The 20,183-nt window shown below is 59.9% G+C and carries 23 protein-coding genes; 15 read left to right on the plus strand and 8 right to left on the minus strand.

Going from position 1 to position 20,183, the window contains the following annotated elements:
• Positions 1–12 precede the first annotated feature (12 nt).
• The 12 genes from ccmA to GH975_RS05410 all read left to right on the plus strand — a co-directional run bounded on the left by ccmA (position 13) and on the right by GH975_RS05410 (position 10,358).
• Positions 13–624 (plus strand): heme ABC exporter ATP-binding protein CcmA, encoded by a 612-nt coding sequence (ccmA, locus tag GH975_RS05355; RefSeq protein ID WP_153713538.1) that lies wholly within the window; start codon positions 13–15, stop codon positions 622–624.
• Positions 621–1,289 carry a heme exporter protein CcmB gene (ccmB, locus tag GH975_RS05360; protein ID WP_153713539.1) on the plus strand — a complete coding sequence of 223 codons (669 nt, stop codon included), beginning with the start codon at positions 621–623 and terminating at the stop codon, positions 1,287–1,289. Before ccmA ends, ccmB begins: the two co-directional genes overlap by 4 nt.
• The gene (gene ccmC, locus GH975_RS05365) at positions 1,290–2,042 is read left to right on the plus strand and encodes a heme ABC transporter permease CcmC (protein ID WP_153713540.1); all 753 of its coding nucleotides are present in this window, start codon (positions 1,290–1,292) and stop codon (positions 2,040–2,042) included.
• Entirely contained in the window at positions 2,032–2,205 is a 174-nt protein-coding gene (ccmD, locus tag GH975_RS05370; protein ID WP_153713541.1) for a heme exporter protein CcmD, read from the plus strand. The genes ccmC and ccmD overlap by 11 nt, the downstream gene beginning before the upstream one ends.
• Complete coding sequence (gene ccmE / locus GH975_RS05375; RefSeq protein ID WP_153713542.1) at positions 2,202–2,642, plus strand: cytochrome c maturation protein CcmE; 441 nt, start codon at positions 2,202–2,204, stop codon at positions 2,640–2,642. The genes ccmD and ccmE overlap by 4 nt, the downstream gene beginning before the upstream one ends.
• Complete coding sequence (locus GH975_RS05380; protein WP_153713543.1) at positions 2,642–4,603, plus strand: heme lyase CcmF/NrfE family subunit; 1,962 nt, start codon at positions 2,642–2,644, stop codon at positions 4,601–4,603. The genes ccmE and GH975_RS05380 overlap by 1 nt, the downstream gene beginning before the upstream one ends.
• Positions 4,600–5,103: a DsbE family thiol:disulfide interchange protein gene (locus tag GH975_RS05385; RefSeq protein WP_153713544.1), complete on the plus strand. Its 504-nt coding sequence runs from the start codon at positions 4,600–4,602 to the stop codon at positions 5,101–5,103. Before GH975_RS05380 ends, GH975_RS05385 begins: the two co-directional genes overlap by 4 nt.
• Positions 5,087–5,524, plus strand: coding sequence for a cytochrome c-type biogenesis protein (locus tag GH975_RS05390; protein WP_211365846.1), 438 nt, complete (start codon positions 5,087–5,089; stop codon positions 5,522–5,524). The genes GH975_RS05385 and GH975_RS05390 overlap by 17 nt, the downstream gene beginning before the upstream one ends.
• Positions 5,521–6,705, plus strand: a complete 1,185-nt coding sequence (locus GH975_RS05395) for a tetratricopeptide repeat protein (RefSeq protein ID WP_153713545.1) — start codon at positions 5,521–5,523, stop codon at positions 6,703–6,705. The genes GH975_RS05390 and GH975_RS05395 overlap by 4 nt, the downstream gene beginning before the upstream one ends.
• A 133-nt stretch (positions 6,706–6,838) precedes the next feature.
• Positions 6,839–7,744, plus strand: a complete 906-nt coding sequence (locus GH975_RS05400) for a cell division protein ZipA (protein WP_153713546.1) — start codon at positions 6,839–6,841, stop codon at positions 7,742–7,744.
• Between the two features lie 2 nt (positions 7,745–7,746).
• Positions 7,747–9,765, plus strand: coding sequence for an NAD-dependent DNA ligase LigA (ligA, locus tag GH975_RS05405; RefSeq protein ID WP_153713547.1), 2,019 nt, complete (start codon positions 7,747–7,749; stop codon positions 9,763–9,765).
• The gene (locus GH975_RS05410) at positions 9,762–10,358 is read left to right on the plus strand and encodes a transglycosylase SLT domain-containing protein (RefSeq protein ID WP_246164766.1); all 597 of its coding nucleotides are present in this window, start codon (positions 9,762–9,764) and stop codon (positions 10,356–10,358) included. Before ligA ends, GH975_RS05410 begins: the two co-directional genes overlap by 4 nt.
• On the opposite strand, the gene mnmC is transcribed toward GH975_RS05410, so the two are convergent.
• Genes mnmC through GH975_RS05430 form a run of 4 tightly spaced genes read right to left on the minus strand, consistent with a single transcriptional unit; the run spans position 10,355 to position 13,438 of the window.
• Complete coding sequence (mnmC, locus tag GH975_RS05415; RefSeq protein WP_170272551.1) at positions 10,355–11,920, minus strand: FAD-dependent 5-carboxymethylaminomethyl-2-thiouridine(34) oxidoreductase MnmC; 1,566 nt, start codon at positions 11,918–11,920, stop codon at positions 10,355–10,357. The two genes, GH975_RS05410 and mnmC, sit on opposite strands and share 4 nt — an antisense overlap.
• The gene (locus GH975_RS05420) at positions 11,917–12,588 is read right to left on the minus strand and encodes a TIGR04211 family SH3 domain-containing protein (RefSeq protein ID WP_153713549.1); all 672 of its coding nucleotides are present in this window, start codon (positions 12,586–12,588) and stop codon (positions 11,917–11,919) included. The genes mnmC and GH975_RS05420 overlap by 4 nt, the downstream gene beginning before the upstream one ends.
• Positions 12,588–12,887: a YciI family protein gene (locus GH975_RS05425; protein WP_153713550.1), complete on the minus strand. Its 300-nt coding sequence runs from the start codon at positions 12,885–12,887 to the stop codon at positions 12,588–12,590. The genes GH975_RS05420 and GH975_RS05425 overlap by 1 nt, the downstream gene beginning before the upstream one ends.
• A gap of 2 nt (positions 12,888–12,889) precedes the next feature.
• Entirely contained in the window at positions 12,890–13,438 is a 549-nt protein-coding gene (locus tag GH975_RS05430; RefSeq protein ID WP_153713551.1) for a septation protein A, read from the minus strand.
• A gap of 61 nt (positions 13,439–13,499) precedes the next feature.
• Between GH975_RS05430 and GH975_RS05435 the strand changes: the two genes are divergently transcribed.
• The 3 genes from GH975_RS05435 (at position 13,500) to rluB (ending at position 16,323) form a co-directional block, all read left to right on the plus strand.
• Entirely contained in the window at positions 13,500–14,120 is a 621-nt protein-coding gene (locus tag GH975_RS05435; protein ID WP_153713552.1) for an L-threonylcarbamoyladenylate synthase, read from the plus strand.
• Between the two features lie 17 nt (positions 14,121–14,137).
• Complete coding sequence (locus tag GH975_RS05440; protein WP_211365847.1) at positions 14,138–15,355, plus strand: tryptophan--tRNA ligase; 1,218 nt, start codon at positions 14,138–14,140, stop codon at positions 15,353–15,355.
• Positions 15,356–15,498: 143 nt separating this feature from the next.
• Positions 15,499–16,323, plus strand: a complete 825-nt coding sequence (rluB, locus tag GH975_RS05445; protein ID WP_211365848.1) for a 23S rRNA pseudouridine(2605) synthase RluB — start codon at positions 15,499–15,501, stop codon at positions 16,321–16,323.
• Here the strand turns inward: rluB and GH975_RS05450 are convergent.
• The 4 genes from GH975_RS05450 to GH975_RS05465 all read right to left on the minus strand — a co-directional run bounded on the left by GH975_RS05450 (position 16,313) and on the right by GH975_RS05465 (position 20,084).
• Positions 16,313–17,098 carry a GGDEF domain-containing protein gene (locus tag GH975_RS05450; RefSeq protein ID WP_170272552.1) on the minus strand — a complete coding sequence of 262 codons (786 nt, stop codon included), beginning with the start codon at positions 17,096–17,098 and terminating at the stop codon, positions 16,313–16,315. The two genes, rluB and GH975_RS05450, sit on opposite strands and share 11 nt — an antisense overlap.
• A gap of 189 nt (positions 17,099–17,287) precedes the next feature.
• A complete protein-coding gene (locus GH975_RS05455; RefSeq protein ID WP_246164767.1) occupies positions 17,288–18,049 on the minus strand; it encodes a YciK family oxidoreductase in 762 nt (253 codons plus the stop codon).
• Entirely contained in the window at positions 18,046–18,759 is a 714-nt protein-coding gene (gene ubiG / locus GH975_RS05460; RefSeq protein WP_153713555.1) for a bifunctional 2-polyprenyl-6-hydroxyphenol methylase/3-demethylubiquinol 3-O-methyltransferase UbiG, read from the minus strand. Before ubiG ends, GH975_RS05455 begins: the two co-directional genes overlap by 4 nt.
• A complete protein-coding gene (locus tag GH975_RS05465) occupies positions 18,756–20,084 on the minus strand; it encodes a TRZ/ATZ family hydrolase (RefSeq protein ID WP_153713556.1) in 1,329 nt (442 codons plus the stop codon). The genes ubiG and GH975_RS05465 overlap by 4 nt, the downstream gene beginning before the upstream one ends.
• Positions 20,085–20,183 lie beyond the last annotated feature (99 nt).

Genomic DNA, 20,183 nt, shown 5'->3' on the forward strand with positions numbered 1-20,183 from the left:
ACTCCGGCCTCAATGAATGTACCGATTCTTAGTATAAACCAGCTAACCGTCAGTCGTGACGACCGCTGCCTATTTCGCGACCTCAGCTTTGTGGTCGGCGCCGGTCAGTTGATCCAAATCGAAGGCCCGAATGGGGCCGGCAAATCATCGTTAATTCGCGCAATCGCGGGGCTACTCGATACTGGCGCCGGCAGCATTGCCATCCAGGGCCAGCACGATGCCGACGCGCGACGCGACCAGGTGCTGCTGTGGACGGCGCTACCAGGCGTGAAAATGCGCCTGGATGCGCGCACCAACTTGGCCTGGCTGCTGAATCAGCGTAACGAATCGGCGGACCCGGATGGGTTGCTGGCGAAGGTCGGTTTGGCGGGGTGGGAGGACGTGCCGCTGGGGCAGATGTCGACCGGCCAGGTACGCCGTGTTGGCATGGCCGCATTGCTGGCCAGTAAAAAGCCCCTGTGGCTGCTCGACGAGCCATACAACGCCTTGGACATCGATGCCCAAACCCAACTCAGCTCGGTCATCCAAGGGCGCCTGGATCAGGGCGGCAGTGTGGTGTTGGCCAGTCACCATGCGGCGCCGGGTTTGAGCGCCGATCAGCAACTGCGATTGGGCCAGCCATGAGCCGCTTATTACAATGTGTCGGGCGCGACCTCAAATTGATGTGGGCGGACGCGGGTCAGTCGCTGCGCCCGGTGATGTTTTTTGCGCTGGTCGGCGTCAGCTTCCCGCTCGGGCTGGGTGCCAACAATGCTTTATTGGCCTCAATTGCGCCGGGACTGGTCTGGGTCGCGGCGTTACTGGCGGTGCTGCTGGCATTGGACGGGCTGTTTCGCGAGGACTTGGATGACGGAACCTTAGAGCAGTGGCTGTTGTCGGATTTGGCGCTGCCGTTGACGGTGTTGTTGCGGGTGCTGACCTTGTGGCTGGGTGCGGTCGCCCCGATTGTAGTGTTGGGGCCGCTGGTCGCATTGGCATTTGGGCTCGGCGCCGACGCGGCTGGGGTGCTCGGATTGACCTTGCTGGTCGGCACACCGACCTGTTTGCTGCTCGGCTCGCTGGGCGCCGCGCTATTGGCGGCGGCCCGCGGGGGCGGTAGCCTATTGGGATTGTTGGTGCTGCCATTGTTTGTGCCGGTGTTGGTGTTCGGAGCTGGCGCCAGCACTGCGTTTGCCGGCGGCGTTGATGTCACGGGCCAGCTGGCATTGATGGGCGCGATGTTGGCCGCAAGCGTCGCGTTGGTGCCAATTGCGGTGGCTGCCGCGTTAAGAATTGTTACAGGGGGATAAATGGCCAGACGTTGGCAATGGTTTCATCGGTGGGGTTCATCGCCTTACGTCTATCAACAGGGTGCGCGTTGGCAGGCCGGTTTCGGTTTCGCCGGTTTGTTATTGCTGACGGTGGGCTGGGTCTGGGGATTGGCCTATGCGCCGATCGATTACCAGCAAGGCAACAGCTACCGCATTATTTTCTTGCACGTACCGGTCGCCTTCCTGGCCCAGTCGCTGTACGTCGGTTTTGCCGCTGCCGGGCTGGTGTTGCTGGTGTGGAAAATGAAGCTGGCGGATGCCGCCATCGAAGCCGGTTTGGTGGTCGGTGCCTGGGTCACGTTTTTGGCGCTGGTAACCGGCGCGATCTGGGGCAAGCCAACCTGGGGAACCTACTGGGTGTGGGATGCACGGCTGACCTCGATGCTGATCTTGCTGTTTTTGTACCTCGGGGCGATGGCGCTGCGCGGTGCGTTGCCGCGCGATGCGGCCGGCAAAGCCGTGGCGCTGTTGTTGGTGGTTGGCGTGATTAACATTCCGATCATCAAATATTCGGTCGAGTGGTGGAACACCTTGCACCAGGGAGCGACCTTAAAATTGACCGAACGACCGGCCATGCCGGCCTCGATGTGGATGCCCTTGGTGATTTCGATTTTGGCCATGTACAGCCTGGCTGGGTATTGGGTGCTGCGTCGTTTGCGCACCCAATTGCTGATACGTGAACATTCAACAACGTGGGCCCAAGCGGCACTGGAGCGTGAACATGGCCTTTGAATCGATTGCTGAATTTATTGCCATGGGCCGACACGGTCCCTACGTCTGGTCTTGCTACGGCTTCGCCGCCGCCTGTTTTGCTTATTTAGGCCTGGAAGACCGCTGGCGCCGCGCCGCGCTGGTTAAACAGATTCAACGTCAACGCCGTCGAGGGCAAGTATGAAGCCACAACGTAAGCGCAAGCTGGCACAAATTGGCTTGGTCGTGATCGGCCTGGGTACCGCCGTGGGCTTGGGCCTGTACGCGCTCTCGACCAACATCAACCTGTTTTACCCGCCGGCCAAAGTGGTCGCCGGCGACGCCCCGATTGGCACCACCATTCGGGTCGGCGGCATGGTGGTCGAAGACAGCGTGGTCCGCGCGGGCGACAGCCTCAAGGTCAGTTTTGCGGTGACCGACTACGCCGAGCGCGTGACCATTCGCTACGAGGGCATCTTGCCGGACCTGTTCCGCGAGGGTCAGGGCATCGTCGCCGAGGGCCAGTTGAACGGCGCACGTGAACTGGTGGCGACTCAAGTGCTGGCCAAGCATGACGAACAATACATGCCGCCAGAAATAGCAGAATCACTGCAAAATCAAGAAGCTAATAAGGTTTATTGATGTTAATTCCTGAAATTGGCCACCTGGCCATGTGGTTTGCTTTTGGTATGGCGTTGGCGTTGGCGGTGATCCCGCAGGTTGGTTCTTACGCCGGCTGGCGTAGTTGGATGTCCGCCTCTATTGGCCTCAGTCACGGGGTCTTTTTGACCTCGGCGCTGGCCTTTGGCGTGTTGGTCTACGGCTTTGTGATGGACGATTTTTCAGTCGCCTACATTGCCAAGCAATCGAACAGTGCGATGCCCTGGTACTTCAAAGTCTCGGCCTTGTGGGGCGGTCACGAAGGCTCGCTGCTGCTTTGGATCTTGGTGCTGGCGCTTTGGATTTCCTTGGTCGCGGGCCTCAGTCAGCATTTGCCGCTGATTTTGCGCGCCCGGATTCTGTCGGTGTTGGGCATGATCTCGATCGGCTTCCTGGCGTTCACCGGCATCACCAGTAACCCGTTTGAGCGCACCTTGCCGAATGTGCCGCTGGATGGCGCTGATCTGAACCCGCTGTTACAGGATGTCGGATTGATCTTCCACCCGCCGTTGCTGTATGTCGGCTATGTCGGTTTTTCGGTGGCCTTCGCGTTTGCGGTTGCGGCTCTGCAGGGTGGACGTTTAGATGCCGCCTGGGCGCGTTGGACACGGCCATGGACAACGGCGGCCTGGGTGTTTATGACACTGGGTATCGCGTTGGGCTCGTGGTGGGCCTATTACGAGCTTGGATGGGGCGGCTGGTGGTTTTGGGACCCGGTCGAGAACGCCAGCCTGATGCCGTGGCTGGCTGGCACGGCCTTGGTCCATTCGTTGGCCGTGACTGAAAAGCGTGGCGGTTTCCGCGCTTGGACCGTGTTGCTGGCGATTTCGGCGTTTTGCCTGTCGTTGCTGGGGACCTTTTTGGTCCGCAGCGGTGTCTTGACCAGCGTTCACTCGTTCGCGTCGGACCCTGAACGTGGTCGCTTTATTTTGTACTTTTTGGCCATCGTTATCGGCGGCAGCCTGACATTGTATGCGGCCCGCGCCGGCCGTCTGAAAAGCGTTGGTGCGCCGCACTGGTTTAGCCGCGAAGGGTTTTTGCTGAGCAACAACCTGTTGTTGGTGGTGGCCGCGCTAATGGTGTTGCTGGGAACGCTGTACCCCTTGGTCATTGATGCCCTTGGGATGGGGCGTATTTCGGTCGGGCCGCCGTACTTCAATACCTTGTTCGCGCCCTTAGCGGTGGTTTTGTTTGGGTTGATGGCGATTGGGCCGATGGCGCCATGGTCACGTCCGGACAGTGCCTGGATTTGGCGCTCAATGCGCTGGGTGTTGTTGGCCACGGCAATTTTGACGGTACTGGTGGGGCTTGGCTCGGGTGAATTTAAGTTATGGTCCAGCCTGGGTGTCGCAGCGGCGTTTTGGGTCGCTCTGGGCACATTGACCGATGTGTGGATGCGGGTGCGCGGGGATCATCCGCTTGCCCGTCTGAAGCGCCTCGGTGCCGGCTATCACGGCATGGTCGTGGCCCACCTGGGCGTCGCTGTGCTGACGTTCGGCGTTGCCATGGTCAGTGGCTTCAACCAAGAGCGTGATCTGCGGATGCAGGTCGGCGATTCAGCCGAGTTGGGTGGCTACCGATTTGAATTCGAACGACTGGAAACGGTGGCCGGGCCGAATTGGGATGCGGATCAGGCGGTGATTAATATTTACCGCAGTGACCGCCTAATGCGTCAAGTCACCCCGCAAAAGCGGCGCTATCGCGTGAGTGGTCAGGTGATGACCGAGGCCGGCATTTACAATCGCTGGGATTCGGATCTTTTTGTTGCCATGGGTGAGCCGCTGGACGATGCCTGGGCGATTCGGTTGCGTGTTAAGCCCTTTATCAATTTCCTCTGGCTGGGTTCGTTCATCATGGCCGTGGGCGGGGCGATCGCAATGCTGGACCGTCGCTACCGGGTACGTTTAACGGCGCGTGCTGCGGTTGACGGAGTGCGCGCATGAAACGGCTGTGGTTTGCGCTGCCGGTGGTGCTTGCGCTGGCGCTGGGGCTGTTGTTTGAGCGCGGCCTTGACCTGGACCCCCAGGCGATGCCGACGGCGTTGGTCAGTCAGCCGTTACCCGACCTGGCGGTGGCGGTACTGGGAACGGATGGCATGGCCAGCCCATCCACCATTCAAGGGCCGGCGCTGATCAATGTTTGGGCGACCTGGTGCATTGCCTGCGTGGTCGAGCATCCCTACCTCAACTTTTTGGCCAAGTCCGTGCCGATTTATGGCCTTAATTATAAAGACGATAACGACAAAGCGCTGCAGTGGTTGCGCGATAAGGGCAACCCGTATCGGTTCAATTTTGCCGATAAAGACGGCCAGCTCGGACTTGAATTTGGCGTTACCGGGGCGCCTGAAACCTATTTAATTGACGCCAATGGTGACATCGTTTTACGCCATCAGGGCGTCATGGATGCCAAGGTCTGGGAGCGAAAATTTGCTGCGTATTTTTAGTCTGTTGGGTTTGATGATGTGGGGCGCCGCGAACGCCTCCGTTGACCCTTTACCCTTTGCCGATGCCGGCCAGGAAGCCCGTTTCAAGGCGCTGGTCCAAGAGCTGCGGTGCCCGAAATGCCAAAATCAGGCGATTGGTTCGTCCGACGCCCCGATCGCCCAGGACATGCGCCGCAAGGTTCACGCCTTGATGGTGGCCGGTGAAACCGATGAGGGCATTATCGGTTGGCTCGAGGCACGCTACGGCAGCTTCATTCGATACACCCCACAGTTTGGCGGCGCGACCTTGTGGTTGTGGCTGATACCGCCGCTATTGCTGTTGGTTGGCGGCTTGATCGGGCTGCGGTTTTTGCGCTCAAAACAGGTGCTGACGGATGACGACCGGCGTGCTGCCGACCATTTGCTGGACGCTGACGCATGATTGAGTGGGGATTGTTGGGTGCCTTGACGGTGCTGGTGTTTTGGACGGTGTGGCGGGCTCATTTTACGACCCTTGGCGCGGATGACGTCAGTTCGATGGCGGCGGCCCGCGTGATCTGGCAAAACCGGCTGGCGGACTTGAAGCAACGTCGGGACGAGTTGACGCCGCGCCGCTATGCGCTGGAGCTGGATCGGATTCGTGCTGGCGTGCTGGCGGATTCTGGTGACGGCGAACGTGTCGACGCTCAGGGCCCCAAAGTGGTGGCCTTGGCACTGTCGTTGGTGGCAGTGTTTGGGGCGACCTTGTGGGGTTACCAGCAGTTCGGTGGTATGAACCAAGTGCGTTACACCTTGGATGGCCAAGCGCTGCAAGGTGAATTGGACCGCGCCGAGAGCTTAGAGCAGGCGATTGGGCTTGTTGAAGACAGCCTGAATCGGTTTGATTCGCCGGAACGTTACTTTTTATTGGGCCAGTTGCACGAGCAGGGCGGCGCGTTGGCGGACGCCCATCGGCAGTTTTCGCGGGCGCGCGAGTTGGCCGAATTGGATGTCCAGTATGAGCCCGTGCTAAGTGAGTTTTTGGCCTGGGAAGCGCAGACATTGTTGTTCTCGGATCGGGACCAAGTCGAACGCGTGGCGGCGCTGGCTGAACGCGCGCTGACCCTGAATGCCGAGGAAACGGTCGCGCTGGGTGTGATGGGTGTGCTGGGGTTCGAGCTGCGCGATTTTGAAATGGCGGCCGAGTATTGGCAGCGGTTATTAGCGCTGACGCCGGCGGATTCGCCGGATCGCGCGGTCATCGCCCAGGGTTTGGCGGCGGCGCGTGAAGCGCTCGGTCAAGGCGGACCCTCGCTAAAACTGGTGATTGAACGGCAGCCGGAATTGGTCGTGGACCCGAATACACCGGTCTTTGTGTATGCCCGGATGGCACCGGATCAGCCGGCGCCGTTGGTTGTGGCGCGCGTTCGCTTCGGCGACTTGCCAACTCGTTTGGTATTGACTGACGAGATGCGCATGGGACCGATGGGCGGGCTGGCGGGTAACGACCGCGTTGAGGTCGTCGCACGCGTTGCGCTGGGCGGCACAGTTGCGCCCCAGGCCGGGGATTGGCAGGGCTCTGTGGCGGATGTCGAGATTGCGGCGGACACCGTCACCCGGGTCGTAATCGATACGCCGCTGTAAGTTAATTGCACCGGAATTTGCCAGTCCGGGTAACACAGCGGCGGTTTTGACGGTGATGGGTGTTACTATCAACACGCTATCGAACCGGCGGTTTGGTTCGTGACAATGGTGGCGCGGGACTAGGAGACAGGCGTTGGAATTCGGATTACGAGAGTGGGCCATACTGTTTGGCTTTATTGCGATCGGTTTTGTGTTGTGGGACGGCGTGCGTCGGTCTCGCTCGGCATCGAAGTACAAACTGCCGTTCAAAATGACACCGCAAGAAAAAACGTCCGACGTCTTGATGACTCCGGAACCGGTCCAGCAAGATATCTTCCACGAAGAACTGGTCGATGTCGCCGGCGGCAAAATGCAACCGATGGACTTGGATTTTGGGTTGGATGATGAGATCGGTGCTGTGCGCGACAAATCGCACAGCGAACCGACCGAGCCGGGCTTGGACCTCGATGTGGATGAACGTCCGCCGGCACCCGTTTCGACACCTGCGCCGGCAGCGGCCGTCGAGAAGCCGGCCGACGAGGTAAAACCCGACGCCAACGGTGAATGGGTCAGCGAACCGCGGGTAAAACCGCGTGCGCCGGTCCAGGAGTCTACGTCGGCGAGCGTTATATCTGACGAGTTGGTGACCCTATTTGTGACCCCTAAACAGGGCGTCTTCAAAGGTGTCGACCTGCGCAACGCGCTGGTCTCGATGGGCCTTTCGTTGGGCGATCGTGACCTATATCACCGCCATAGCGGCAGTGGCCGCGAGGTCCTCTACAGCGTCGCTAACGCAACGCCCGAAGGCGTGTTTCCCCAGGGCGCGATGGAAGGTTTTACCAGCCCCGGCGTGATTTTGCTGATGGAGCTGAACGGCCACAGCGACCCGGAGCATGGGTTCGAGGAAATGGTATCTAGCGCCCGTCAAATGTCGCGCCGTTTAAAAGCCGATGTGCTCGACAGCCACCAACACCCGCTGCAGCTTGAATTCATCAACGCGGCTAAAACCCAAGTCAAAGCCTACGCCAAGAAAATTCGCCAAGGGGGCGTGGCGGGCTAGGCATGCACGATCGGAGCAGTTACCTAGAAGCGGTGTCACGGCTTCGCACCTACGACTATCATTATCATGTGTTGGATGAGCCGCTGGTCGGCGACAGCCAGTACGACGACGAGCTGGCACGCCTTAAGGCCAGCGAAAAGGCCCATCCGGAGTGGCTGGTCAGTCACAGTCCAACCCAAACCGTGGGTTTTTCAGCACTTGCGCAGTTCGACAAAAGCACCCACCACCAGCCGATGCTCAGCTTGGACAATGCCTTTGACGCGGCATCGCTGGTGGCGTGGTATGAACGCGGTCTGACGCGGCTGCGCAAGGACCATCACTTGGCGTCGCCGCCGCGCATTAACTGTGAGCCGAAACTGGACGGTGTTGCCATCAACCTGCGCTACGAGGCCGGGGTTTTGGTCCAAGCCGCGACCCGAGGGGACGGCAGCACGGGCGAAGACATCACCCTCAATGCAAAGACCCTACGTGCGTTGCCGCATCAGCTACAAAACGGCCCGTGGCCCGCGTCGATAGAGATTCGTGGCGAAGTGTTCATGCCACGCAAAGGTTTTGATGCGATGAACCGGCGCTTGGCCGCGACCGGCCTTAAGACCTTTGTTAACCCGCGCAACGCCGCCGCAGGTAGCCTGCGTCAGCTGGACCCTAAGGTGACCGCCAGTCGGCCCCTGGATTTGTACGTGTATGGCGCCGGCGCCGTGGTTGGCGATTTGGACGCCGCTACCCACAGCGAAACCTTGGCCCAGTTCGAGCGATGGGGCTTGCCGGTCAATCCGGAAACCCGCTGTGTTGATTCGATCGAGGCCGCCGAGGCTTACTACGAGTACCTCAGTCGGCGTCGCGCCGAGCTTAGCTACGAAATTGACGGCATTGTTTACAAAGTCGACGAGCATCAATGGCAGCGTGAGCTAGGCGCGGTGGCAAAGTCACCACGCTGGGCCATTGCGCGCAAATTTCCAGCCCAAGAAGCCGCCACTCAATTGCAAGCGATTGACTGGCAAGTGGGTCGCACCGGTGCCGTCACTCCCGTTGCGCGTTTGCAGCCGGTGTTTGTTGGTGGCGTCACGGTCAGCAACGCGACGCTGCACAACGTCGATGAAATCGCCCGTCTTGGGGTCCGGATTGGCGATCAGGTCATGATTCGTCGCGCCGGTGACGTTATCCCTCAGATCGTTCGGGTGATTGACGCGCAACGCGCCGATCGCCAACCCGCCCTGGTTTTGCCGACCCAGTGTCCGGTCTGTGACAGCCCGTTGGAGCGTCAAGCCGACGAAGCGGTGCTGCGTTGCACCGCAGGCTGGGTGTGTAAGGCTCAGCGATTGACCGCACTGGCGCACTTTGTGTCGCGCAAAGCAATGGACGTGGATGGCGTCGGCAGCAAGCTGCTGCAGGCCTTGGTCGATCAGCAGCTGATCCAGCGTCCGGCGGACCTGTACCGGTTGCAACCGGCAACCCTGATGCAGCTTGAGCGCATGGGCGAAAAAAGTGCCGCCAAGGTGGTTGAATCGTTAGCCCGCAGCAAAGTGACTACCTTTGCCCGTTTCCTGTTTGCCCTGGGCATTCGAGAAGTCGGCGAGCGCACCGCGCAAACCCTAGCCGGACAGTTTGATTTGGCCGGTTTACGGGCCGCGAGCGTTGAGCGCCTGATCGAGGTCGACGACGTCGGCCCGGTAGTGGCCCAGCACCTGGTCGATTTTTTCCACAACCCGGCGCAACAGCAGTGGGTCGATGATCTACTGAGCTGCGGCGTTGAGTGGCCGCTTGAGGATGGACCAATATCGGACGTGCTGGCGGGCCAGACCTGGGTCTTGACCGGCTCGCTGGAGTCGCTGACCCGAGACCAGGCGGGCGAGCGGCTGCGGGCGCTGGGGGCCAAGGTGGCAGGCAGTGTGTCTAAAAATACCTCGCAGTTGGTCGCCGGTCCCGGCGCGGGCTCGAAACTGAGCAAGGCAGAATCGCTGGGAGTGCCGGTGATGGACGAGGCTGAGCTGATTGCTAAATTGAAGGGGTGGGAAGCGTGAAGGTAGTGCCGTTGATGACCTTGATGGTGTTGTTGGTGGGGTGTGCGAACACCGCTCCGCCGCGCAATCAGTCAAATGCCTGCGATATTTTCAAAAGCAAAGACGGTTGGTATGACGCGACCGCCGATGCGACTAAAAAATGGGGCATTAGCGAGGGCACGATTTTGGCCTTTATGCGCCAAGAGTCCTCGTTTGTTCACAATGCACGACCCCCGCGCAAAAAAATCCTATGGGTGATTCCGGGCCCGCGCGCCAGCAACGCTTTTGGCTACGCCCAAGCCAAGACGGGTACCTGGGCTGAGTATAAAAAAGAGGCCAACTGGGGCGCTGACCGTGACAATTTTCGAGATGCAGCGGACTTCATCGGCTGGTACAACGCGCGCAGCGCGCGCAGCGTGGGCATTAGCCGGCGTAACGCCAAGCACCTTTACTACGCCTATCACGAGGGCATGGGCGGCTATAAGCGTGGCACCTATAAGAAAAAACGCTGGCTGCAAAACGTCGCGTCCAGCGTTGCGTCGCGCGCCCAGACTTACGACCGTCAATTGGCCGGTTGCCGGGATTCGCTAAAACGTAGCTTTTGGCCGTTTTAGAGCTGGTTGCGTTTCAACGCACGGATTAAAAACCGCGCCGGCGTCAGGTGCTCAAATAGACCCTTGGCAATTGGCAACGGCTCTCCGGTCAGGTCTGCCGCCACCAGGTCGGCACACAAGGGCGTACTGGTCAGCCCACGACTGCCGTGACCCACATTGACTGCAATGCGTCGCCACCCCTGCATCGGGTGCGGCGGTCGCCACTTGGCGTCGGTGCGTAATTTAGCCAACCCTTGAATCCAATCATCGTCCGGCAAACGGCCAACGATCGGCAGGTAATCCGGGCTGGCACAGCGAACCGATGCGCGTGAGGCTCCGGGCTTGCCAGGGTCGCCTAACTCAACCAGTTCGCGCACCCGCCGATCATTGTCGGCATCGTCTTCGGCGCGCAAATCTGTGCCGTCATCCTTGGGGTTGAAGCTGGCGCCAAAGCTCATGTAGCCATCCGCCGCAGCCGGGGTCAGGTAGCCCTCGCCGCAAACGGCACTGGTGACCGCCTGGTCAGCCCGGCGTCGACTGATTTGACCGCGCACAGCTTGGACCCGCAGCCAGTCCGGCGCGAATTGCCGGACTGCGGTGGCATTCGCCAGTACAACGGCGTCGACCGAGTAATCGCCCCCGTCAGTGGTGATTACGATGCCGTCGTCGTGCTCGCGGATGTCCAGTGCCGTGAGTGCCTGGCAGTCCAGTCGAGCGGCCTCGGATTTGACCCGTTCGGCGACTTCCATCCAGCCGGATTGCGGCCAAAACAAACCGCCTAATCGAGCGCGTTGACCGAGCTGAACGCTGGCCTGGTCGGCGTCCATAAAACGGACCTGCTCGGGCGGCCGTTTGATGGCGGCCATTAAGGTCTGTAATTTAGGGATTTGATCCGCGTGCTCGGCCATGCAAAACAGGCCGCTGGGATGGAAATGCGGGCATTCACGATAGCTACGCAGGGCGTGTTCAAAGGCCTGTAGCCAAAACAACGAGGCGGGTGTCGGTTCGCGTTGTGGCGCGATATACAACATGCCCTGGGCGTTGCCGCTGGCGCCGCTGGCCGGCGCCGGGTCCATTAGCACGACCTGGGCACCGCGCCGGCGCAAGGCATCGGCGGTTTGCGTGCCACTGAGGCCGGCGCCGATCACGGCCACACGCTGGGCGCCGTGGGCTAACGGACGGGTAAAATGTCGCAGCGGTTGAATAACCTCAGGTTGCGGCCCCCACCAGCCGTCGACATAACCGTCGAAGCTGTGCCAGGGCTGCTGGATAATTAGGTGTAGCTCGACCACGCCGATGATGATTCGGTGATGCCCGGGGCTGGGATAGGGGAAGTCACTCAGCAAGTGCGCCAGTGCCGGATACGCGGCTTGGAGGGCCTGGCGTGTGGGGCAGTGGTCGCTGCGGCTGACGACAATCAGTCGGCGCGACGGTGGCGCGGCTAGCAGGGCCAGCCATTCAGCGCCGTCGCCAAAATCCGCTAGGCCCAAACAATCGATGCCGTACAGGTCCGGCGGCGTAATCCGAGTCAGGTCCGCGGCGTCAACGACAGCGCGTACCTGAGGGTCGGGGTAGGGCGTCAAAACCAGTTGCTGGACTGGCGTTTGCGCCGCAGTGAGGGCAGTAGCAGCCCCAGCAAGATACCGGCAAAGACCAAGCCGGCGCCGAGCAACATGAAGGTTTTGTCCTTGTCGTCACGCAGCGTTAAGTTCTCGCTTTGCAGCAGCGATGACTCGTCTTCCAGTTGCTGGACGCGCTCACGCAAGTCGGTGTTGGCGCTGTTGATGGCGATGACATTGGACGACACCCGGGTCAACTCACTCAGTTCCGCCGACACTGACGCCAGCTCTTGCTGGGCGGCGTTGCGCTCAGCGGTCACCGATTCCAGTGATTCGCGCAGATCAGCAATCCGTTTGGAGCCGTTTTGGGCGTCGTTCAAGACTTGGGTGAGTTGGGTCTGGACTTCGACTAAGCGCTTGGAGGCAGTAGGCTCGGACTCTAGGTAACGCGAGAGTATGTAACCCTCGCGGCCTTGACCGTCACGAATGAGGCTGTAACCGGACGCGGCGTTGCGGCTGCGGACGTCAATTTCGGATCCGGAATCCAAGAACCGTAGGATGCGATATTCGTTGCTTTCGCCACTGCGAATAGGCACTTCGAGTTTATCCGTAACCCAGCGGGTTTCTGCCTGCGCGATGGATGGCACGGCCAGCGCGGTGATTACCGCAAACGAACGGCATAAGCTGCGCATTAGGGCAGAACCTTGCGGTAGGGCTTGACCACCACGTTGGCGTAGACGCCTCCGTCGACGTACGGGTCCGAATCCGCCCACGCTTGGGCGTCGGCCAGGGTTTCGAACTCAGCAATTACCACGGAGCCCGTGAAGCCAGCTTCGCCCGGGTCATCCGACTCGATCGCGGGGTTCGGACCGGCTAACACCAGTCGACCTTCGTTGTTGAGGGTCTGAAGACGCGCGACGTGCGCGGGGCGGGCGGCTTTTCGGCCTTCGAGTGAATTCGGGTGGTCGGTGCCGACAATAGAAAACAACATGGTTAATCCTTGTTAAATGATTCAGGCGCAACGCGGGACATCCACACGCCTTGGAGCACGATAAATACGAGGGTCAAGCCGAGCATCCCGAACAACTTGAAGTTAACCCAGGTGTCTTCGGAAAACTGGTACGCGACTACCAAATTGGTCGCGCCAGATAGGATAAAAAACATTACCCAGGCACGGTTAAGTTTGATCCATAGGGCATCGGGTAGCGTCATTGCGGATCCCATCAGGCGTTTAACCACCGGAATCCCACCCATAACGAATTCACTGGCGACAAAGGCGATAGCAAATAAGCCGTTGACCAATGTTGGCTTCCAAATGATGAAAATCGGGTCGTTGAGGTAGACCGTGGCGCCACCTAGTACCACTACCAATCCGAGTGTGACCAGCGGCATGGGTTCTAGGGTGCGCGTTTTAAAGTAACCAAAGGCGACCTGGGCGATGGTGGCGGGGATCAGCACCAAGGTTGCGGTGATTAAATCGCCGGTCCATTTGTAGGTCGCAAAGAAAAGAACAATCGGCAAAAAATCGAGCAACAGTTTCACAACGCATCCGCTTTGGTTTAGGAGTGTGGCATCATAACGGTTAGTAGACGTCGAGGTAAGTTTGACTCAATTTTTTCACATACACCCTGACAATCCGCAGAGCCGGCTTGTCAAGCAAGCGGCTGAGCGATTGCGTGACGGCGGGGTTGCCGTGGTCCCGACGGATTCGGCCTACGCCTTGGCCTGTGCGCTGGAAAACAAGACTGGCGTAGAGCGTGTGCGCCAAATTCGTCGCCTCGATGACAAACACAACTTCACCCTGTTGTGTCGCGACCTGTCCGAGATATCGACCTTTGCGCGAATCACCAACGTTGAATTCCGGTTGCTCAAAAATCACACGCCCGGGCCTTACACCTTTATTTTGAATGCCAGTCGCGAAGTGCCTCGGCGACTGATGCACCCCAAGCGTCGGACCATCGGCATTCGTGTGCCGGAGGACAAGGTGCTGCGCGCGCTGCTGGATGAGTTGGGCGAGCCACTGATGAGCTCGAGCCTAATTCTGCCGGGTGAAACGCTACCGATGACGGACCCGTGGGAAATTGAATCGACCATTGGTCATGCAGTCGACTTGATACTGGATGGCGGCTTCCGCGGGCTCGAACCGACCACCGTAATTGATCTGACTGGCGAGGCGGCCGAAATCGTCCGCCAGGGTGCTGGCGACGCCAGCGTTTTTGAATAAATGAAAAGGAACCACTTTTGAGCAGGGTTGAAACCGATCACCGTGTGCTATCGGGCATGCGTCCCACTGGGCGTTTACATTTGGGCCATTACCACGGTGTATTAAAGAACTGGACTCGACTTCAGCACGAATACGATTGCTTCTTTTTCGTCGCCGACTGGCACGCCTTGACCACCCACTACGAAGACCCACGCGTCATTAAGGATGCGACCTTCAACATGGTCGTGGATTGGTTGGCGGCCGGCGTTAGTCCGTCCAGCGCCACGCTGTTTGTCCAGTCGCGTGTGCCCGAGCACGCCGAGTTGCATTTGCTGCTGTCGATGATTACGCCGCTGGGGTGGCTCGAACGGGTGCCGACCTATAAAGACCAGCAAGAAAAACTGAAAGAAAAAGACCTCGCCACCTATGGCTTCTTGGGCTATCCGTTGCTGCAAAGCGCGGACATTTTGATGTACCGAGCCGGCCACGTGCCGGTCGGTGCCGACCAGGTCGCTCACATCGAGATTACCCGCGAGGTCGCTCGCCGATTTAACCACCTGTACGGCCGTGAACCCGATTTCGAGGCCTTGGCCGAGGCGGCGATCAGCAAAATGGGCAAAAAGCCGGGCAAGCTGTACCGTAACTTGCGCAAGGCCTACCTGGAAACCGGCGACACCGAAGCGGTCGAAACCGCCAAGGCGCTGCTTAAAGAGCAGCAAAACATCAGTTTGGCGGATCGCGAGCGTCTGTTTGGTTACCTCGAGGGCACCGGCAAGGTGATTTTGCCGGAGCCGCAGGCGCTGCTGACCGAAGAAGCTAAAATGCCGGGCATCGACGGCCAAAAAATGTCTAAAAGCTACAATAACTTTATTGAGCTGCGCGAAGATCCGGATAGCGTGTCGATGAAGATCCGCAAAATGCCGACCGACACCAACCGGGTCCGGCTGACCGATGTCGGCGACCCGAATAAATGCCCGGTGTTTGAACTGCATAAGGTTTACAGCGACGACGACCGCCTAAAGTGGGTGGTGGATGGCTGCACCAGTGCCGGCATTGGCTGTTTGGATTGTAAGAAGCCGGTGATTGACGCGATCATTGCTGAGCAAGCCCCCTTCATCGAACGTGGCGCTCAGTACGAATCGGACCCGGATTTGGTCAAGGGCGTGATTGCCGAGGGTTGTGAACGCGCCCAGGAAGCCGCCCGCGCGACCTTAGAAGAAGTTCGCGAAGCCATGGGAATAAGTTGGCGCAGTTGAAAGCCGGCCGCGCAGCGGCGGGCTGATTCTGGCATGATGCTCGGCGCTCAGTGGAGTGCTGACGCAACCGGCGGCTGTTTGCCGCCACCTTTTTAAACGCCACCCAGGGTGGCATGGCCGTGTCACGGCCAGCACGGAGTCCAATGAAGGAACGAATTCATAAAGTTTTAGCGCGCGCAGGTGTTGGCTCGCGTCGCGGTATTGAACAGCTAATCAAAGAAAACCGCGTCAAGGTTAACGGTAAAGCGGCGACCATCGGGGACAGCCTGGAGCGCGGTGATACCGTGCGCATCGACGGCAAACCGGTCAAGGTTGAAACGGCCTTTACCCAATTCCGCCGCGTTATTGCCTACCACAAGCCCGAAGGTGAAGTGTGCACCGCGTCGGACCCGGAAGGGCGCCCGACGGTGTTCGATCGACTGCCCGATCCAGGCCAAGGCCGCTGGATCATGGTCGGACGTTTGGACGTCAACACCTGTGGTTTGTTGTTATTTACCACCGACGGTGATTTGGCCCATAAGCTAATGCACCCCTCAAGTCAGGTTGACCGTGAATACGCGGTTCGTGTGCGCGGTCACGTCGGTGACGAAATGATTAACCGCCTCAAAACTGGCGTCGAACTCGAAGATGGACCGGCCAAGTTTACCGACATTCAGCCCTCGCTGGAGGACGGCGACGGTCAGAACCACTGGTACTACTGTGTTCTGATGGAAGGGCGGCACCGTGAAGCTCGGCGCCTGTGGGACAGCCAGGGCGTCACTGTGTCGCGCCTGCGTCGCGTGCGTTACGGTTGCATCTTCTTGCCCAAACGCCTGCGCTCGGGTCGTTGGGAAGAGTTGGACCAGCGTAGCTGCAACGACCTCGCCGATTCGGTTGGCGTCGAACGGGCCGCCGTGCCGCAAAAGACCCCGGATCAGCTGATCAAAGAACGCCGCGTCAGCAAAAAACGCGTCCGCATCAAGCGATAAAGGCCTGGCAGGTCTGGTTGCGGCCGCGATCTTTGGCCGCATACAGGGCTTTGTCAGCCTGATCGATCAAGGCGCTCAGGTCGCAGTCGCCATAAGCGACGCCGGCACTGGCGCTGATTGCGCAGCGGATCCCGGCCAGCCCGAGGGTGCCGCTAATCTGGCCGCGTAACCGCTCGGCAATGGCCATCACGTCATCCCCGGCGTGCACGCTCATCACCACCAAAAACTCCTCACCACCCCAGCGATAGGCACAGTCACCGGCGCGCAAATGCCGTTGCAGGCGCTTGGCGACGTGGACCAAAACTTTGTCGCCTGCGCAATGGCCATAGCGGTCGTTGACCTGTTTGAAGTGGTCCAAATCCAGCAGCATGGCGACCCGAAAGTCACCACGATGGGTGTGTTGGTGAAAGGCGCGGCGGTTTGCCAGGCCCGTTAAAGGATCGATGTTGGCGGCATGCTCGGCGCGTGCCAACCGCACCGTGTAGGCAATCGCCATGGATACCGTCTCACCCAGCCGTGCCAGCGCGCTACCCGTGCCGGGGCCGTAAAGGATCAGTTCAGCGATGTCTTCGCCTTGCCAGGTGATAGGCAGGCAGTCGCGGCGTAGCCGTCGGTCGCCGACATGCCAGCTGGGCAGGTCGCGGGTCCGCAAGCTGGCCCCAACGTAGCCGTCGCCGGCGCACAGTTCTAACACACGCGTCAGCAGCGACTGCGGCTCCAGTGTTTCCAGTAGGTACATCTGTGCGTTCTGTGTGCGGGGTTGTAACGAGTGCATGGTGAATCCTCTGCGGTGCGTCAGATTCACACAGCAATGGCTGTGCCAAGGCCGGGTTCGCCGGCCGTACAATGAGTGATTAGGGTCATTATTGTGATCTGGTTTGCGTTTCGCCGGCGGCTTGGCGTGGGTTGGCGGTGGTTGGCAGCATCGTTTGCGGCCAACCATTGCCGCCGTGTCAGAAAAGCGTCAGCGGTCCAGTCGTGCTTTGATGCGTTGGCCGCGCTGGGGTTGGCTGTCCATGCTTAATAGCCAGTGATAGAAGGGCATTAGCTGCGCCGGCTCGGGGTGATCCATCGGGTCCTCGCCCGGGTAGGCGGCCGCGCGCATTGACGTTCGCGTGGCGCCAGGGTCAATGCAGAAAACGCGCGTGCTCGAGGTGTTCTCGAGTTCGTCCGCCAGCAACTGGGCCAACCCTTCGATGGCGAATTTGCTGACCGCATACGCGCCCCAGTAGGCACGCGCTTTGGCACCGACCCCACTGGACGTCAACACCAAGGTGGCGTTTTCGGTGGCGTCCAGCAGCGGCAGCAGGCCCTGGGTTAGGTAAAGGACCGCGTCGACATTGACGCGCTGCACACGTTCCCACTCTTTGCTTTTGATGCTGGCGACGGGGGTGCGTGAGCCCAGTAGTGCGGCGTTGTGGATAACGCCGTTGAGTTTACCAAAGTGCGTTTCGATCATGCCGGCGAGTTCTTCGGCGGCGTCCAGCGTTAGGGTTTCCAGATCCAGCGGGATGATCACCGGTTCCGGCAGCGACTCGGCCATCAGCCCGTCGTAAAGGGTTTCGAGGGCGGCCTCGTCGCGACCCAGCATCAACACTGTGGCGCCGGCGCGCGCCAAGCTCCAGCACAGGGCTTCGCCGATACCGCGGGTGGCCCCGGTGACCAGGTGAATCTGGCCTTGCAGCTGCTGGTCGATCGGGTAGTCGGCATGCAGAATCTGGCTCACAAAGGCTTCCTTACACTCATGAAGTAGTTGACCGCTAAATCGTTCTGGGTCAGTTCGAACGGCTGTGGCTGCAGCGCACGCAGCGGATTCAAGCGTACGCCGGTTACGGCCTTGATTTCGAGCCCGTGGCGGCGGCACATCTCGGCAAGCTCGCTCGGTTTGATGAATTTTCGGTAGGTGTGGGTGCCCGGTTCGACCCATTTAAGCAGGTACTCGGCCGCGACAATGCCCAGCAAAAAACCGCGAGCCGTCCGGTTGAGGGTACTCAGCACCGCGGTGCCGCCGGGCGCCAGTGCGTGGCTGATGGCGGCAATCACGGATTCTGGGTCCGGTACGTGCTCGAGCATTTCCAAGCAGGTCACCAACTCGTAGCGGCCGGGATTGGCGGCGGCCCAGTCCTCGGCCATGCCCAGTTGGTAGTCAACCTGGATCTGGTGGTCGTCAGCGTGCAGCTGGGCGGCTTTTAACAGTTTGTCGGCGCCGTCCAAACCGGTCACCACAGCCCCGCGGGCGGCCATGGCTTCGGCCGCCAGTCCGCCACCGCAACCGATGTCCAGCACCTCGGCGTCGACCAAGCTGCCGTATTGGTTTTCGATCCAATCGATACGCAGCGGATTCAGCATGTGCAGCGGTTTCATCGGGCCTTTGGGGTCCCAGAAATCGCGCGCCAGTGCGTTGAAGCGCGCCAATTCGGCGTCGTCTTTGTTCATGACTTCTCCATGGTTTTGCGCATGCGCTGAACATCGCGGGCCAGGGCATTGACGTCGACGCCGGCGGGGCGCCCTTGCTCAGCCTTAAGGCGGCCGTCAATCCAGACCTGATCGACACAGGCGCGGGCGGTGTAAAACACCGCAGCCAGCGGGTCGGTCAGCGGCTTCAAAAAGGGGTCGGACAGGTTGATCGCGACCATGTCAGCGGCCTTACCAATTTCCAGGCTACCGATTTCGTCGTCCAAGCCCAGGGCGCGGGCGCCATTCAGGGTCATGACTTGCAGGGTTTGCTGCAGCGTCATAGCGGTCGCATCGCCGCTACCGCCCTTGGCCAGCAAAGTCGCATTGCGGGCTTCGCTTAACAGGTCCTGATCGTTGTTGCTGGCAGCGCCGTCGGTGCCAATGCACAGGTTGACGCCGGCGGCCAACAAATCGCGTGTCCGGGCTAGTCCACTGGCGAGTTTCAAATTCGAGTCCGGGCAGGTCACCGCGGTGGAGTTGGTTTCGGCCAGCAACGCAATGTCGTCGTCGTTCAGCGCGACCACGTGGACCGCTTGAAAATCAGGGCCTAGCAAACCCAGTCGATGCAAGCGCTGGAGCGGACGTTCACCGCCAGCTTTGATAGCGTCGTCGACCTCGGACTGGGTTTCCTGAACGTGGCATTGGATACGCAGGTTAAGTTGGTCGGCCAGGGTTCTTAACTTGGTGAAGGTTTCGTCACTGACGGTATAGGGCGCGTGCGGCCCCAGCGCGATAGTGACGCGGCTGTGGTGCTTGTATTGGTCGTGCAGCGCCAGCGTTTTAGAAATGCCGTCGGCGGCATCCGTGGCCCAGGCGGTGGGGAAGTCGATAATCGGCGTCGCCAGTTGGCAGCGCAGGCCCATTTCCAACGCCGCTTCGGCGACTGCATCCGGGTAGAAATACATGTCACTAAAGGTCGTGGTGCCGCCGGTCAGCATTTCGGCAATCGACCAGCGCGCGCCCAACGACACCATCTCGTACGAGACCTGGGCATTTTCCATCGGCCAGATCGCGTCTTCGAGCCATTGTTGCAGTGGTAAATCGCTGCCGACGCCGCGCATCAAAGTCATCGCGGCGTGGTTGTGCAGATTAATGAACCCAGGCGTGACGATGGATTCCCCCAGCTGGTGGTGTTGCTTGGCTTGGTACTGTAAGCGGGCGCGCGCGGTTGGGCACAGGTCGATGATTCGGCCCTTATCCACGATCAAGCTGTGGTGCTCTAGAACCTTTGCTGGGACAACGGGTGCGATCCAACGTGCATCTATTTGTAAGTCAACGGATTTCAATCTCGGGCCTCTGCTCAACGGCGATTGGCTATGGTACTCTTTCTGGCCAAATTTGGGAGTCGCGCGCCGGGCGGATTTGTCGCTGAATAACCGCCGCGGGCACTCCCACTAACCTGA

The organism is Litorivicinus lipolyticus (assembly GCF_009650135.1).
GTDB classification, from domain to species: domain Bacteria; phylum Pseudomonadota; class Gammaproteobacteria; order Pseudomonadales; family Litorivicinaceae; genus Litorivicinus; species Litorivicinus lipolyticus.

Bases quoted from the DNA above. Each gene is read 5' to 3' on its own strand.
- ccmA (WP_153713538.1), top strand. From the start codon at position 13: ATGAATGTACCGATTCTTAGTATAAACCAGCTAACCGTCAGTCGTGAC.
- ccmB (WP_153713539.1), top strand. From the start codon at position 621: ATGAGCCGCTTATTACAATGTGTCGGGCGCGACCTCAAATTGATGTGG.
- ccmC (WP_153713540.1), top strand. From the start codon at position 1,290: ATGGCCAGACGTTGGCAATGGTTTCATCGGTGGGGTTCATCGCCTTAC.
- ccmD (WP_153713541.1), top strand. From the start codon at position 2,032: ATGGCCTTTGAATCGATTGCTGAATTTATTGCCATGGGCCGACACGGT.
- ccmE (WP_153713542.1), top strand. From the start codon at position 2,202: ATGAAGCCACAACGTAAGCGCAAGCTGGCACAAATTGGCTTGGTCGTG.
- GH975_RS05380 (WP_153713543.1), top strand. From the start codon at position 2,642: ATGTTAATTCCTGAAATTGGCCACCTGGCCATGTGGTTTGCTTTTGGT.
- GH975_RS05385 (WP_153713544.1), top strand. From the start codon at position 4,600: ATGAAACGGCTGTGGTTTGCGCTGCCGGTGGTGCTTGCGCTGGCGCTG.
- GH975_RS05395 (WP_153713545.1), top strand. From the start codon at position 5,521: ATGATTGAGTGGGGATTGTTGGGTGCCTTGACGGTGCTGGTGTTTTGG.
- ligA (WP_153713547.1), top strand. From the start codon at position 7,747: ATGCACGATCGGAGCAGTTACCTAGAAGCGGTGTCACGGCTTCGCACC.
- GH975_RS05420 (WP_153713549.1), bottom strand. From the start codon at position 12,588: ATGCGCAGCTTATGCCGTTCGTTTGCGGTAATCACCGCGCTGGCCGTG.
- GH975_RS05425 (WP_153713550.1), bottom strand. From the start codon at position 12,887: ATGTTGTTTTCTATTGTCGGCACCGACCACCCGAATTCACTCGAAGGC.
- rluB (WP_211365848.1), top strand. From the start codon at position 15,499: ATGAAGGAACGAATTCATAAAGTTTTAGCGCGCGCAGGTGTTGGCTCG.
- GH975_RS05450 (WP_170272552.1), bottom strand. From the start codon at position 17,098: ATGCACTCGTTACAACCCCGCACACAGAACGCACAGATGTACCTACTG.
- ubiG (WP_153713555.1), bottom strand. From the start codon at position 18,759: ATGAACAAAGACGACGCCGAATTGGCGCGCTTCAACGCACTGGCGCGC.